The 15,475-nt window shown below is 71.1% G+C and carries 10 protein-coding genes; 3 read left to right on the top strand and 7 right to left on the bottom strand.

Annotation, left to right across the window (positions count from 1 at the left end; all coding sequences use genetic code 11):
* Positions 1 to 392 precede the first annotated feature (392 nt).
* From AC0Z36_RS25855 to AC0Z36_RS25845, 3 genes are all read left to right on the top strand, one after another.
* Positions 393 to 1,472 (top strand): Zn-dependent alcohol dehydrogenase, encoded by a 1,080-nt coding sequence (locus AC0Z36_RS25855; RefSeq protein ID WP_485465458.1) that lies wholly within the window; start codon positions 393 to 395, stop codon positions 1,470 to 1,472.
* A gap of 119 nt (positions 1,473 to 1,591) precedes the next feature.
* Positions 1,592 to 2,530, top strand: a complete 939-nt coding sequence (locus AC0Z36_RS25850) for a 3-oxoacyl-ACP reductase (RefSeq protein WP_485465457.1) — start codon at positions 1,592 to 1,594, stop codon at positions 2,528 to 2,530.
* Positions 2,531 to 2,639: 109 nt separating this feature from the next.
* The gene (locus AC0Z36_RS25845) at positions 2,640 to 3,809 is read left to right on the top strand and encodes an Rv3169 family protein (protein ID WP_485465456.1); all 1,170 of its coding nucleotides are present in this window, start codon (positions 2,640 to 2,642) and stop codon (positions 3,807 to 3,809) included.
* 69 nt (positions 3,810 to 3,878) lie between these two features.
* On the opposite strand, the gene AC0Z36_RS25840 is transcribed toward AC0Z36_RS25845, so the two are convergent.
* From AC0Z36_RS25840 to AC0Z36_RS25810, 7 genes are all read right to left on the bottom strand, one after another.
* A complete protein-coding gene (locus AC0Z36_RS25840; RefSeq protein ID WP_485465455.1) occupies positions 3,879 to 5,732 on the bottom strand; it encodes an ATP-binding cassette domain-containing protein in 1,854 nt (617 codons plus the stop codon).
* Positions 5,729 to 7,537, bottom strand: coding sequence for an ATP-binding cassette domain-containing protein (locus AC0Z36_RS25835; RefSeq protein WP_485465454.1), 1,809 nt, complete (start codon positions 7,535 to 7,537; stop codon positions 5,729 to 5,731). Before AC0Z36_RS25835 ends, AC0Z36_RS25840 begins: the two co-directional genes overlap by 4 nt.
* Positions 7,538 to 7,890: 353 nt before the next feature.
* Positions 7,891 to 8,028, bottom strand: a complete 138-nt coding sequence (locus tag AC0Z36_RS25830) for a VenA family class IV lanthipeptide (RefSeq protein WP_485465453.1) — start codon at positions 8,026 to 8,028, stop codon at positions 7,891 to 7,893.
* Between the two features lie 95 nt (positions 8,029 to 8,123).
* On the bottom strand, positions 8,124 to 9,968 hold the full coding sequence (locus AC0Z36_RS25825) for an alpha/beta hydrolase family protein (protein WP_485465461.1): 1,845 nt from the start codon (positions 9,966 to 9,968) through the stop codon (positions 8,124 to 8,126).
* 88 nt (positions 9,969 to 10,056) lie between these two features.
* The gene (lanL, locus tag AC0Z36_RS25820; protein ID WP_485465452.1) at positions 10,057 to 13,203 is read right to left on the bottom strand and encodes a class IV lanthionine synthetase LanL; all 3,147 of its coding nucleotides are present in this window, start codon (positions 13,201 to 13,203) and stop codon (positions 10,057 to 10,059) included.
* Between the two features lie 280 nt (positions 13,204 to 13,483).
* Positions 13,484 to 14,131, bottom strand: a complete 648-nt coding sequence (locus AC0Z36_RS25815; protein WP_485465451.1) for a response regulator — start codon at positions 14,129 to 14,131, stop codon at positions 13,484 to 13,486.
* Positions 14,128 to 15,435 carry a sensor histidine kinase gene (locus AC0Z36_RS25810; RefSeq protein ID WP_485465450.1) on the bottom strand — a complete coding sequence of 436 codons (1,308 nt, stop codon included), beginning with the start codon at positions 15,433 to 15,435 and terminating at the stop codon, positions 14,128 to 14,130. Before AC0Z36_RS25810 ends, AC0Z36_RS25815 begins: the two co-directional genes overlap by 4 nt.
* Positions 15,436 to 15,475: the final 40 nt, after the last annotated feature.

Here is a 15,475-nt window from a genome sequence, read left to right as displayed (position 1 = left end):
TACTGCACTCGAAGGGGTGTGGGAGAGTAGGTCGCCGCCGGAATTATCTTGAGTGAAAGGCCCCCGTCCTTATGGACGGGGGCTTTTTGCGTTTCTGGAAGTATTCCTATACCTGGGGAAAACCGTACGCCGTAATTCGACTTTCGTCTTGCGAAACCCCCGCCCAGGGCCGGCCGGGCAGCGATGTGCATGACCGAGCGCCGCCGCTCTTGTCCCGGTTGGCGGCATTTGCTTCCCCCGCTGTGAACGAGGTCTCTTAGTCTGATCCCTTCTGTTCCTGCCCTCCGCCGGATAGCTTGACTCTGTCACCGACCTTGTGGAAAACGAGAACGCGTTATAGCTTCCACCGAGGTCGGGCAGGTCAGGCCCGAATCCGGACGAGGAGCACCCCCATGCGCGCTGCTGTACTGCACGAGACCGGCCAGTCCACCCTTGAGGTCCGCGACGATGTCGAGGCTGTCGGCATGGGGCCGGGCAAGGTCCGGGTGAAGCTGCACGCCACCGGCGTGTGCCACTCCGACCTGTCGGCGATGACCGGCGTACTTCCGCAGCCAGCCCCGTTCGTGCCGGGTCACGAAGGCGCCGGCGAGATCGTCGAGATCGGTGAGGGCGTCACCGACCTCAAGCTCGGCGACAAGGTCATCATCTGCTGGGCCCCGCCGTGCGGGAAGTGCGAACAGTGCCGCGGCGGCCAGTCGAACCTGTGCCTCTCAGGCTTCATGAACGCGGGCAACCAGAACTTCACCTTCGGCGGCACGCCGTCCTACGGCTTCACGGGCACCGGAACCTTCGCGGAGGAGGTCGTTGTCGCGGCCCCGTGTGCGATCAAGGTCGACGATGACGTCCCGTACGAGATCGCCGCACTGATCGGCTGCGGTGTGACCACCGGCGTCGGTGCGGTCTTCAACTCGGCGAAGGTCGAGCCGGGCGCCCGCGCGCTGGTCATCGGCGCCGGTGGCGTCGGTATCGCGGTCATCCAGGGGCTGCGCGCGGCCGGTGCCTCCACGATCGTGGTCATCGACCCGGCCGAGAACAAGCACGAGTGGGCGAAGAAGTTCGGCGCCACGCACACCGGGATCCCCGATGAGGCCAAGGCGTTCAAGAACGAGCTGACCGCCGGTCAGGGCTTCGACGTCGTCTTTGAGGTCGTCGGGAAGTCCTTCACGGCGCGTAGCGCGTACGAGCTGACCCGCCGCGGCGGCAAGGTCATCATCGTGGGCGCGGGCGCGATGGACGACAACGTCTCGTTCAACATGTTCGAGCTGTTCTTCGACCAGAAGCAGATCATCGGCTCGATCTACGGCGGTGGCGACATCGTCACCGAGTACGCGCGCATCGTGCGCCTGTGGCGCGCGGGCCGCCTGGACCTCGAAGGCATGATCACGCACCGCGTGGCGCTTAAGGACATCAACCAGGCCTTCGACCTGATGAAGAGCGGCGAGTCGATCCGCACCATCGTCACCCTGGTCTGACGCTCACTCGTACCTACTACGTCGGTCATGCGCGGAACGTCGGTCATGGAGATCGGTCCACCACGTTCCGCGCGTGACCGACGGCACATCGCGCCATCACACCCTGGGGAGAACAGCAGATGAGTACGTCGCTCGCGGGCAAGGTCGCCGTCGTCACGGGGGCCGGCCGGGGACTCGGCCGGGCCGAGGCACTGGAACTGGCCAAGCAGGGGGCGAAGGTCGTCATCAACGACTTCGCGCCGAACGGGGCCAACCCCGCCGAAGATGTCGTCGCTGAGATTAATTCTTCAGCGCAGATCAAGGCCCTCGGCGGCGAGGCTGTCGCGCACAACGGCGACATCTCCGACTTCACCACGGGCGGTGAACTCGTCCAACTCGCCATCGACACCTTCGGATCGATCGACATCCTGGTCAACAACGCCGGTGTGCTGCGCGACCGCATGCTGTTCTCGATGACCGAGGACGAGTGGGACCTGGTCCTCAAGGTCCACGCCAAGGGCCACTTCAACACCTCGCACCACGCGGCGAAGTACTGGCGCGAGAAGTCGAAGGCCGCGGGCGGGCCCGTGTACGCGCGGATCGTCAACACGGCGTCCGAGGCGTTCCTCGCCGGGTCGCCGGGCCAGCCGAACTACGCCGCCGCTAAGTCGGCCATCGTCGGGCTGACGATGAGCACCGCGAACGGCCTGCACAAGTACGGCGTACGGGCGAACGCCATCGCGCCGCGCGCCCGTACGGACATGACGACCAACGTGTTCGGCGACGGTTCCAACGTCGCCGAGGGCGAGATGGACCCGCTGGCCCCCGAGCACGTCTCGCCGCTGGTCGCCTTCCTGGCCTCGCCGGCCGCGGAGGACATCTCCGGACAGGTCTTCGTCGTCCACGGCGGCTTCGTCGCGGTGGTCGAACGCCCGACACTTCAGGCCAAGTTCGACTCCAAGCAGGCCACGTTCACGCCGGACGAGCTGGCGCAGGTGCTGGCCCCGCACTACGCGGACAAGAAGCTGAACCAGGGCTTCTCGGCGACCGACCTGCTGTTCCTCAAGCGCGAGAAGTAGCCGGAAACCGGGCGCGTGCGGTCCAGGGCAGCCGGACCGCGCGCGCCCGTCGTGTGACGTGGTCCGACACGTGTCGTATGTACACCTTCAACGACGAAGGGGAGCTTCCATGCTCACTTCCGGGGACGACTTCCCGATCCACCAGACGCCCGAGCCGGTCGCCACGCCGATGGCCAGCGACCGGAACGCGTACGACCGCTACTGGTTCAACGGCTACGACAAGGCCGGTGGCTTCTACTTCGCCTTCGCCCACGGCCTGTACCCGAACCGCTTTGTGGCCGACGCACACTTCACCATCTCCGTGGACGGGGTCCAGCACGCGCTGCACGCCTCGCGGCGGGCCCCGGTGGAGCGCTTCGACACAACGGTCGGGCCCCTCAAGGTCGAGGTCGTCGAGCCGCTGAAGGTCCTGCGCATCACCGGCGCGGAGAACGAGCACGGCCTGTCGTTCGACCTCACGTTCACCGCGCGCCACGCGGCGATCGAAGAGGACCGGATGACGACCCGCAACGGGCACCACGTCATCATGGACACCACCCGGCTGACGCAGCTCGGCGTCTGGGAGGGCACTGTCACCCTGCCCGGCGGCAAGGTGCTCGACATCCGGCCCGAGTCCGTCCTCGGCACCCGCGACCGCTCCTGGGGCGTCCGTCCCGTCGGCGAGAAGGAGGGCGGTGCTCCGCGCCCCTTCAACCCGCTGATGTGGCTGTGGGCGCCGCTGCACTGGGACGACGAAGTCACCCTGTGGGGTTCGTTCGAGCGCGCCGACGGTGTGATGTACCACAAGGACGGCCACCGCATCGCGACGGCCGCGTCGCTCGGGGTGAAGCCGGACCCGGCGAAGGTCCGGATGCCCTACGACGGAGCCGAGTTCGGGCACTTCGACCTCGTACGGCACGAGCTGACGTTCCACCCCGGCACCCGGCGGATCTCCGGCGGCACCATGCACCTGACGGACGCCGCGGGCAAGCCGTTCTCGTACCGCGTGGAAATGCTCGGCGCGCGGGGCTTCCTGGCCGGCCTCGGCTACCTCCACAACGAGTGGGGCCACGCGATGTGGCACGGGGAGCTGGAAGTCGGCTACGAGAGCTGGGAGCTGGACAAGGTCGAACCGCTGGCCTTCGACCGGCAGCACCAGCAGCAGGTCATTCGGGCCGTGCAGATCAACGGGGACGGCAGCGACGGGCGCGTCGGGTACGGCGTGCTTGAACAGATCATCTTCGGGCCGCACGACCGGTACGGGTTCCAGTCGATCCTGGACGGGCACACCGGTAGTTGATCGGCAGTCAAAAAGCAACCGGCGCGGCCTCCGTGGGGGAGAGGCCGCGCCGGAGTCTTCTGGCGGCGCTCAGGCAGAGGCCCTGCGCGGCAGGGGAATCCGTACGTCCGGCGGTTTCTTCGGCGACCTGCGCGGGCTCGGCCGGGGCGGCGCCGCCGACTGGGTCCAGCGGCCCACCAGGTCGGCGTAGGTGGCCGACCGTTCGACGAGTTCGGTGTGTGTGCCCATGCGCGGGACGTTGCCGTCCATCAGCAGGATCCGGTCGGCCCGGCGGGCGGAGTCGATCCGGTGGGCGATCACTATGAGTATCCCGGACCTGGTCGCGAACGCGGCCTCGGCCAGGGCTTCGGCCGCCGGGTCCAAGTGGCAGGTGGCCTCGTCGAGGATGACCAACCGGGCCGGCGACAGATAGGTCCGGACCAGGGCGAGAAGCTGCTTCTCGCCCGCGGACAACAGTGACGGGTCGTCAAGGTCGCCGTCGTAGCCGCCCATCCGGGTGACCAACTCGTGGGCGCCGACCAGCCGGACCGCCCGGTCGAGTTCGGCACGGGTGGCCCCGGGCGCGAGATAGGTCAGGTTGTCGCGGACCGGCCCGGCGAAGACGTAGGCCTCCTGCGGGACGACGGTGATGTCGGGACGCACGCCGATGAGCGCGTCGCCGTCGAGCAGCACCCGGCCCTGGCCGGGTGCGAGGAGTCCGCACAGCAGGGCTGCGAGCGTTGACTTGCCGATTCCACTGGGGCCGACGACCGTCAGGTGCTGCCCGTGGTCGAGGGTGAACGAGAGCCCCTGGACGACGGGTTCGGCGTACGGTCCGTAAGCGAAGGTCAGGCCTTCGACAGCCAGGCCCGCCGGGCGGGAACCCGGCCGTACGGAAGGACTCTGACTCCGCGCACTGTTCACGGCTTCGGCTTGGGGGGCGGCCGTACGCGGTCGGCATTCCGCCAACCGGCCTGCCACTACGACGAGTTCGAGCAACCAGCCGCCCACGGTGGCCGTCAGTGCCCGGACCGCGGGTTCCAGATATTGCACGAGGTAGAGCGCCGTGCCGGCCACCTCACCGGCGGACAGGGAGCCGGAGCGGACCAGCCACGGCGCAGCGGACAACACGACGATCAGCGGCAGTTGGCCGCCCACCGCGACCACCAGAAGACGCAGCGCGGACGCGCGGGCGAGCGAACGGGCCGCCGTCGCCTGGGCCTCCACGGCACTGCCGACTTCGTCGCCGGCCCGCTCCTGCGCCCCGCAGGCGGTGATGTCGCGCAGCCCGGTGGCGAGTTTCCCGACCCGGGCGGCGATTTCCTCGTCGGCCAGCACCAGGGCCCGGCGGCGCTCGGCCAACGGCGCCAGGAGCCGGCCGAACAGCCACACCGCGACGGCCAATGGAGCCAGCACCAACGGCAGCAGCAGCGGCGCGAGGAAGGCCAGGCCGATCAGCGCGGCGACGATGGTCACCGCGAGCTGGCGCATCGTACGGAGCACCGACGCGGTGAGGTTGCGGCAGCTTTCGACCTGCTCGGTGAGGCGGGCCACCGCGGCGGTCGAATCGCCCCGGAAGTCCAGGGCGTCGTCGATCGAAGCGCCCACCACCCGCTTGACCAGCGCGTCCCGCAGTGGTTCCACAACCGCGGTCAACTGCGGGAACATCGCGTACGTCGCCGCTGTGCGCAGCAGCATCGCCAGGCCCAGCACGGCAAGCAGGGCGAAACCGGTCATGGGCTTCCCGGCCAGGAAACCGGCGTCCAGCGCGGCGGCGACGATCGCCCCGGAGAGCAGGACCGGGGCGGACTCCAGCACCGACCAGCCCAGTACTCTGACAAGCGGCTTCCGCTGGTGACGCAGTTCCCCGGCGAGGAGGTCCAAGCCGTCGTGCACCAGGGTGGGCCGGGCCGGGTTCTCGGCGGCGTGGCGTCCGCGCTTCACTTTTCGGTCTCCCCGGTATCGGAGTCCTTGTGGGTCTCTGCGGTCTCTGGGGGTTCCGGGGGTTCGGCAGCAGCGTCTTCGGGAGCGTCCACAACGCCGAACACCGCGCGGTAGGCCGGATCGGTCCACAGTTCACTGTGCCGGCCGAGGGCCCGGATGCGGCCCTTGTCGAGCCAGGCGACCTTGTCGGCCTGTGCGGCTACCGCAGCCCGGTGGGCCACTATGATCCGCGTCGGTCCGCCGGAACCCTTGGTTCCGTTACGGCAGTTGGTCAGGGCTTCGAGGATCTGATGCTCAGTCATGGTGTCGAGGCTGGACGTCGCATCGTCCAGGACAAGGATGCGGGCGTCCTGCGTCAACGCCCTTGCCAGGCCGAGGCGTTGGAGTTCGCCGCCGGACAGTCGGAGTGCGCCGAGCGGAGTGGCGTATCCCTCCGGCAGGCGGCGGATGAAGGCGTCGGCGTGCGCGGTGTGGGCCGCCCGGGTGACATCCGCGGACTCGGCACCGGGGCGGCCGTACGCCAGTGCGTCGTACAGGGTCGCCCCGTGCAGGTTCGGCCGGGGGAAGGCGTACGCGACCGCGCGCCGCAGTTCGCCGGGCGCCTGGCGGTCCACGGGCTCGCCGTCGATGAGGACTTCGCCGCCGTCCGCGGCGCGCAGCCGGCCCGGAAGCGCGGCCAGGGTGGACTTCCCGGAGCCGGACGCGCCCACCAGGGCCACGCAGGAACCGCCGGGGACGATGAGGTCCAGTTCGTCCAGGATGATCCGGTCACCACTGCGGACGATGACCTTGCGGAAGACGACCTCGCCCGAACCGATCGGCAGGATCCGGCGGATGCCGTGTGCGGCGGGGGTCTGGTCGAGCAGCCCGGCGACGCGCCGCCGCCCGGCCCGCGCGCGGGCGAGACTGACGAGGGATTCGAGCTGTTCGAGGAAACCCAGGCCCAGGGCGGCGTATCCGGCGGCGGCGACCATGCCGCCGGGCCGGATGGTATCCCTGGTCAGCAGGTGTCCGGCCACGCCGAGGACGGCGAGCTCGACCACTGGCACCAGGAGCAGGAGTTTCGTCACGGTCAGCCGCTGACTGTTCCACAGGCCCAGTCCGGCGGACTGGAGTTCGGGCAGTGGGGCGAGCACCCGCTCGACCTCACGGTCCCGGGTGCCGCACGCACGGATGGTCCGGGATCCCGCCAGCGCGTCGGTAAGCCGGACGGAGATCTTCGCCTGGGCCTCCTGGTAGCGGGTGAACCAGTCGGTGGCCTGGTCCATGAACATCCGTACGATCAGCACGCCGGGGACGACACCGCCGAGGAAGGCCAGCGCCAGCAGCGGATGGATGAAGCCGAGCGCGACGACACCGCCGATCGACGTCACCGCGGCACCGAGGCCGCCGAGCACCGCGGGCACTGTGCCCGCCGCGTCCGGGGCCGCGCCGACGACGCGGGAGGTCACGTCGCCGGGCGGAAGCGTGTTGCGGCCGGCGGTGCCCAGGCTGATGAGGTGGCCGCACATCCGCTGCCTGACCCTCGCGGTGAGGGTGGCCCCGAGTCCGGGGCCGGCGATCTCCACCGCCACCCCGCAGGCCAGGGAGACGAGCAGCACGCCGGTCAGCAGGAGGACCGGGACGCCGGTGTCGTTTCCGCCGAGCACCGCGTCCACAACCCCGGCGACGACCGCCGGCAGCGCGAGCGTGGCCAGCGCGCCGAGCGGCACGGCGAAGGCCAGTGTTGACGTGGGTCCCGGGGCGCAGTGCCAGGCGGCCCGGAACCCGGTGTCGGTCTCGGTCTCGGTTTCGGTTTCGGCCACGGTGCTTCGAACCCCCGTCGGAAGGCTGTTTCTTGGACAGGCTGTTTCTTGGACAGGCAGGTTCGTGGGAAGGCAGGTTCGTGGGAAGGTGGGCGTGCCGTGCGGTGCCGTGCGGTACGCGCGGAGTGCCGACCAGCGCCGGGAGCCCCTGATTGGCGCAGGGGCTCCCGGCGCTGTGTTTTCAGCGCGGGTGTTGACCGGTCGCGCCGTCAGCCGGTGCTTCTGGAACAGCCTGTGCTTGTGGAACAGCCTGTGCTTGTGGAACAGCCTGTGCTTCTGGAACAGCCTGCGCTTCTGGAACGGCTGGTTCCGCTGCAACAGTCGATGGAGCTGTCTCAGCCGGTGACGCTCTGTCAGCCGATGGTGAAGAGCAGGCAGGTCAGGATGAGGCAGGTGTAGCCACAGCCGTTGCCGCCGTGGCCGCCCAGCTCGACCGACTCGGTCTCGGGGAGCTGCTGGAGGACGGCGAGGTCGGTCTCGAGGTGCTGCATGGTGGTTCCTTTCCTGGAGCGTTCCCGCCGGGGCGGGTCGGTCGTCCGTGCGCTGCGGCAAGACGGCTGCCGCAGGTTTTTCCGCGGAGGCACCGTCACTTCCGGCCCGCGTACGGATCGCGGAGGAACGCGGTCAGCCGGGGGTTCAGCTCCGGTGCCCCCTCCCCGGCGAGGACGTCGTGTCCGTTGCCGGGAAGTTCGAGGTAGGTGAACTGCTCACCTTCGGTGCGCCCCAGTTGCAGCAGCTTGTGCCGCAGTGACCGGGACTGGCCCACCGGGATCGTGTCGTCCCGGTCGCCGTGGACAAAAAGCAGTGGGGCTGTGATGTGCTCACACAGCGTCAGGACATCGCGTGGGCCCGTCGGGTCACCGTCGGACCCGGTGTCGCCGCCGAGCCGGGTCATCAGCGACCGGATCGGCACCGACGCCTCAGCGATCAGCCGGGGCCCGGACAGGAACGGCGCGACCGCGGCCACGGCGGACCAGGTGCCCGGCTGCGTCGAGGCGGCCAGCAGAGCGAGGTACGCCCCGTAGCTCACCCCGAACAGCGCGGGCCGCGAAAGCCCGGCCGCGGCCCGCTCGTCCGCCAGCAGCCGCGAGATCGCACAGATGTCCGCCAGGTCCGGCACACCCCAGGCCCCGTGCAGGACGTCTTTGTACGGAGCGCCGTAACCGGTGCTGCCCCGCTGGTTCGGCGCGACCACCGCGACGCCGGCCTGGGCCAGACGCTGTAGGACCGGGTCGAACTCGAACCGCCAGGCGCTGGCCGGGCCGCCGTGCAGGGCGATCACCACATGCTCGGCGGCCCGCCAGTCGGGGCCGCCGTACACGATCGACTCGACCGGCCCGACCTCGCCGACCAGGAGTTCCAGGTGGGCGGTGCGCCAGCCGCCGGAGCCGCTGTGGCGCGCGGCGGCCGAACCGGCCAGCCGCCACTGTTGGTCCGCCTCGGGGACCACCGTGGCGAGGCCACTGGGCCGGTCCGGGGCGGAGAAGGGCAGGTGCAGCCCCTGTGCGGTCCACCGGCCCACACCGCCCAGGCAGCCGCCGGGGAGCCGGAGCTGGTCCAGCCTGCCGTCCTCCGGAGTCCACACCGCGAGCCGCGACCCCGCTCCCCGGTCCAGTTGGAGCGCCACCCGGCGGCCGTCCGGAGCGACGGCCAGCGGTCGGACGACCGTGTCCGCGAGGTGCACCAGCTTGGGGAACCGGACGCGCTCGGTGGTCTCCAGGCCGGCGGTCGCGAATCCTTCAGTCTCGGCCGGGAGCCGGATCCAGCCGAGCCGGTCGGAGCCCGGCGCGTCTGAGGACACGACCATGAGCCCGGTGTCCGGATGGCACAACATGAGCCGGTCGTTGCTGTGCGTGGCCAGCTCCAGGAACGGCGTCAGGAAGCCGTCCCGCAGGTCGAGGACCGCCGTCTTGACCGTCCCCTGGGCGACGGCGTCCAGCGCGAGCCGGTCGCCGTACGGGTCGAGCCAGACCCCGCCGCCGTACATCCCCGGCAGTTCGGCGATGAGCGCGAGCTGCCCGCCGGGAAGGATCCGGGAGACGCTGGTGACCGGTGTCAGGTCGGTGCTGAGGGCCAGCGCGACGGCGTCAGGGCCCGGGTAAGGCAGCAGCCGCAGTCCCGGCGACCGCACTTCGGCGAGCACCCGCTCCGCGCCGCCGGCGCCGCCCAGGTGCACGATCTCGTGCCGTCCCGGGTGGTGCCGGCACAGGAGGACGCTTCCGTCGCCGAGCGACAGCAACTGGGTGTGCAGGTGCTCGGAGCGGTCGGCGGCCAGCAGCACGGGAGCGGGCCGGTCGTCGTCCTCGCGGCTGCACAGCGTCCACGACTCCACGTGCCAGCGCCCGTCACCGGGGGTGGCCAGACACGCGGCGTGCGAACCGTCGGCGGAGAACGAGTAACTGACCCGCCGCAGTGGTGGCGCTGCGATCATGGTGCTCACTTCGCGCCTCCCGTGGATGGTTGCTGCGTGGTGGCGCCGGCTGTGGACCCGGCCGCTGATGTCACTCCGGCTCTTGACGTCATTCCGGACCGCCTTCGGGCAGCAGACCGCCGCCGTCGGCGCCGTCCGCGCCCGCCGGTGCATCAGTGTCGTGCCACAGGCGCGGGCCGCCGTGCCGCAGCCGCAGGAGGAAGCCCATCGCGCCGGCGGTGCCGGTGCCGTACGAGGCGGAGGTGCCGGTCGCCGTTTCATCTGCGGGCACCAGACGGCCGTTGACGACCGCGCTGCGGGCGGCGAGCAGCCGGGCGTGCTCCTCGGCCATGGCCCGGTAGGAAGGGCCGTCCGGGGTGCGGCTGCTGCCGTTGGGGCGCTGTCCGTCCGAGCTGTTTCCGTTCGGCCTGTGCCCGTTCAGGTGCTGGGCGAGGTCGAGCAGGAACTCGCCGTTCCCGGCCAGGCCGTGGCACACCGCGGTGCCCGAGTGCCAGCGGACCCGGTCGACCGCGACCGCGGCCTCCTCCGCGAGTTCCCGGAAGGCGTCGTCGCCGGTGGTCTGCCACAGGCGGATCAGGAAGGTCCCCGCCCCGGACGAGCCGCTGCACCAGTGCGGCAGCCGCACCTGCGGGGGGTCGGTCGGGCCCTGGGACCACCAGGCGGCCCCGCCGGACCGGCGGGCCGTCCGTTGCAGGGTGCGCCCGGCCCGCACCGCCGTGTCCAGATAGGCCTGACGGTCCGTCGCCTTCCCGGCGGCGAGCAGGAACGAGCCGATCCCGGCCACCCCGTGGGCGAATCCCAGGTGGACCGCCCCCGCGAGTTTCGAGTCGAAGTCAGTCGGGACCGGCCACAGGACCAGGCCGTTCGACTCCCGGGCCGCCGCGAGCAGGCCGTCCGCGCACGCCGTCACCCGCTGCCGGAACCGGTCGTCGCCGGTCAGCCGCCACATGCGCAGTTGCGTCAGCCCCGCGCCGGCCGCCCCGTGGCAGATGTCTGGGTTGGGCCAGCGGACCGGCACCCGCAGTGCCAGCTCCACCGCGTACGTCCCCAGCGTTTCGTCGCCGAGCGCCCTGGCCGCTTCGGCCAGCGCCCAGGCGGTGCCGGAACGGCCGAAGTACAGGCCGGGAAGGATGTTCGGCTCCGCCTTGATCCGCCGCTGCAGCCACTCGGCCGCCTCGCCGACGGCCTCGTGCAGCCCGAACCTGAGCCGGGGCGCGACCGTGCGGGTGTTCGCGGCGCGGGCCAGGACGCCGAGCACTCCGGCCGCGCCGTACTGCACCGCGCAGGGATCCATCGCCGCCGCCCCGGCCGTCGCCGACCACAGCCGGTCGGCCCGGTGCGGGGTCATCGTCGCGGCCAGGTGCGCCAGACCGTCTTCAAGCAGCCGGTCCACCCGGGGTGCGGGCCCGGTGGCCTCGGCGGTGCGCCCGCAGCGGCAGCGCTGCCCGTGCCCGCCGGGTTCGTCACCGTGCCCCGGATGCGACCTGGCGCTGTCCCGCGGTCGCACGCCTGGTCCGCGCAGGCGCCCGGCGCTGTCGACGTGCGACGCGAGGCGGTCCAGACTCCACCGCGCGGCGGGGTCGTCGTGCAGCAGTCCACGGACGGCGGGGGCGAGGATGCGGGCGGTCTCCCCGTGCCGTGCCGCCAACTCCAGCCAGCCGTCGAGGCGTTCGACACTCGACCGGCGGTGCGACCCGGCGTGGATCTCGTCCGTACGGCTTTCGGTGTCCGGCGGCAGCGCCGGGTCGGAGCCGGTGGCCAGCAGGAAGAGCAGCCCGCCGAGGCTGTACAGGTCGGCTGCGAACTCAGCGGTCACCCCCTGCGCCTGCTCGGGCGCCCGGTAGCCGGGTGTCCCGGCGGCCCCGGCCACCGTGCCGACGTCGGCGGCCAGTTCCAGGTCGACCAGGCGGAGCGAACCGTCGGGCGTCACCATCACATTGGTCGGCGACAGGTCCCGCAGGACCAGCCCCTCCCCGTGCACCGTCCGCAGGACGGAGAGCAGTCCGGAGACGATGCCCCGGGCCTCCTCCCACGGGACGTCGGGCAGGCCTTCGCCGACCCGCTGTGCGACCCAGCCGCGCAACGGCCCGCCCGGTATGCGTTCCTGCGCGAGGAACAGGGTGTCGGCCTGCTGGACCAGGGCCACCGGACGCGGCGTCAGTCCGGTGCCCGCCAACCGTTCGAGGAGGTCCGACTCGTGCTGGAGCGCCTCGCGGGAGTCCCGCCCGGAGCGGTCCACTTCGATGTACGCGCGGCCCTGCTTGACCACGACCTCGGTCCCGGTCCGCGTGTCGGTGCCCAGGAACACGCCACCCTTGGCGGAGTGCCGGATCGCGGTGGTGACCGCGAAGCGCCCGGCGACGAGGACGCCCCTGGGCGCGGGGTCCTTCCGTACGGCCGGCCTGTCGGTGTTCGTCCCGGCGACCGCGGCCGGGTTCGCTCCCGTGGCCGCGGCGAGCGGGTCAGGTGCCCACGGCGGCGGGGTGAACCAGGCCTGCCGGACATCTTCGGAGAGGGTGCCGTCCGGCGCGGCGAGCACCGCGCGGTAGGCACCGTCGTTGCCGAGCTGGGAGCGGCGGGCGAAACCGCCGTACCGGTAGTGCACGATGCTGCCGGGCCGCACCGGCTTGTCGGACAGGACCGAAGGACCGAGCAGCCCGCGGGTGGCCAGGTCGAGTGCGGCGGCCAGTTCCAGGAACTGCGCGTCACCGTCCGGGTAGACCGTGACGAACTTGCCCGACGAAGCGCGGTCGGCTTCCCGGGAGTTGAGCATCCGCAGCCGAGCTGCGTCGGCGGCGAACTTGAACGTCACGCCGCGCGGCACCAGGACCCGGCACAGTCGGTCGAGGACCGTCGCCGCGCCGTCGACCGTGGACGACACGTGGAGCTTCCACCCCTGGGCGAGGGGGGTGTGCCCGGCCTGCCGGACGGTGCACCACATGTCGTCCACCACGAGCTCCCAGGGGCCGGCGGCGGCCCCCGCGACGGTCACGACCGCGCCGTGCGGTGCGGTCGTGGCGACAGCTCCGGCCGCGGGGCCCTTACGGCTTGCCGTGGCCGCCCCCAGCCCGGCGCGGGCCTCCCCGTGCCCCGCCGCGCCGCCCGTCCTGTCGTCGTCTTGGTGTGCCGTTCGCGCCCGGTCCGTGAAATCGCGACCCGGCTTCGGGTCGGTGAAGACCCGAACCCGGTCCACATAGGAACCGCCGCCCCGCCCGTGGACCGTTGTCGACGACAAGACCCGAACCCCCCTCGATCCCCGCTACCCCGCGGCCACCCGGTTCATGGAGCAACCGGGTGGTCCCGCGAATTGCCTTATGCGCTTTGGGAGTTCGCCCAATTGCGCATCGGCTTGACGGGAACGACCGTACGTACCGTCACGGGTCCCACTCAATGAGTTCGGGAACTGTTCACTCGTACGGGTGAAGTTGATCGAAAGGTGCGTGACCTTGACCCTCGCCTGCTCTTTAAGCAGTGTTTTTCGCGGATCCCCGCATCGGCGAACGGTGTTGCGACTCTCACTCTTCCAGTTCCTGCGCGAGGATCGCCGCCTGCACCCGGCTCCGCAGGCCCAGCTTGGCCAGAATCCGGCTGACGTGCGTCTTCGCGGTCGCCTCGGCCATGCCCAGGCGGTCGGCGAGATCCTGGTTCGACAGGCCCCGACCCAGGCAGAGCAGCACGTCGCGCTCACGCGGCGTCAGCGCGGCCATCGACTCCGCGGGGACCTCGGGCACGGTGGCGCGGGGCGCGGCGGCGAAGGTGGCGAGCAGCCGCCGGGTCACCTCGGGGGCGATGAAACCATCGCCCCGCGCGACCAGGCGCACGGCCTCCACCAGCCGGTCGGCCTCCACGGTCTTCAGCAGGAACCCGGCGGCTCCGGCCCGCAGCGCGCCGAACACGTACTCGTCCACGTCGAAAGTGGTGAGGACCAGCACGTCGATGCCCTCGGCTGCCAGGGCCCGGGTGGCCGAAATGCCGTCAAGGCGCGGCATCCGGACATCCATCAGCACCACGTCGGGGCGCAGCGCGCGGGCCAGCTCCAGGGCTCGTTCGCCGTCCCCGGCCTCGCCGATCACCTCGATGCCGTCGGCGGCCCCGAGGATCAGGACGAGCCCGGCGCGTACGGCCGGCTGGTCCTCGACGACCAGGATTCGGAGGGTGCTCATGAATTCCCTGTCTTCTTGCGGGGGTTCCTTGTCTTCGCAGTCCGGGGTGTTGCCTTTGCGGGCGATTCTGCTGTCCTCGCGGGCGGATTCGCCCGGCCGGTGTCCGTACGGGTGTCCGACTCCGTACGGACGTCCGGCGGCCGGCAGGGCAGTTCGGCACGGACGTGCCACCGCCCCGCGCGCGGGCCGGCCTCGAACACCCCGCCGAGCAGGGAGACCCGCTCGGCCATGCCGACCAGCCCCGCCCTGGCTCCGGGCAGGGCCGTGGCAGTGCCGGGCTCAAGCCCGTTGGAGGCGGTGATCACGACGCTGTCCGGCCGATAGTCGATCCGTACGGTCAACTTCTTCGGCGCGGCGTGCTTGAGGGCGTTGGTCAGGGTCTCCTGCACGATCCTGTACGCCGCCAGGTCCACCGGTGTGGGGACTTCGTACGGTTTGCCGGAAGTCTCCAGACCCACGCTCAGTCCGGCCCCACGCGCCCGGTCCGCAAGGCGCCCGGCCTCGGCCAGACCCGGCAGGACGTCTCCCGTGCCGCCGTCCAGGCCGTCGGGGGAGCGCAGCAGGCCGATCATGCCGCGCATCTCGTTGAGCCCCTGCACGCTGCTCTCCCGGATGACCGCCAAGGCTTCGCGCAGGGCTTCGCGGTCCAGGTGCTTCACCGCGAGCGCGGCGGCCGACTGGACGGCTACCGCGCTGAGGTGGTTGGCGACTACGTCGTGCAACTCCCGGGCCATCCGGGCGCGTTCGGCCGCGACCGCGGCCAGATGGTCGAGTTCGGCCAGTCTGGCGGTCTGGATGGCGCGCTGGCGTTCGACCTCGGCGCGTTCACGGTGTTCGCGTACGGAGAAACCCGTGAGCACGGGGAGGAGCGTCACCGTACCCAAGGAGACCGCCGTCGTCGCGGTGGCCTTGGCTTCACGGGTGATCGCCAGGACGGCTGCGGCCGTCAGGACGACGGTGGCGATGTTGGACACGAACAACCAGTCGCCGAGACGTCGGCGGCCGTGCGCGGTCGCCGCGTACAGCACGTCGGTCCAGGTGAGGACCACGCCGAGCGAAGGTCCCAGGGCGATGTCCCAGCCCAGGGCGACGATGCCGATCGCCAGGCACAGTCCCGGGGCGGTGGTGCGGCGCAGCTCAGCGGCGATGATGAGTAGTAGCGGCAGTAGGCGGACGGGCATCGCCGGGTCCCAGGACGGGGCCCAGGTGGTGTACGCGCCGACACCGGTCAGCAACAGGCCGAGGGCCAGCGCCAGGGCGGCGGCGCGCCACTCGTCGCGGGTGGGGGAGGACCAGTGGTTCACAGGCCCATCCCAGCACTGATCACGGGGCAGCGCGTACACC

It is taken from the genome of Kitasatospora sp. UYEF31, assembly GCF_057291755.1.
The sequence above is the reverse complement of the archived record's forward strand: the minus strand, read 5'-3'. Positions and strand labels throughout refer to the sequence as shown.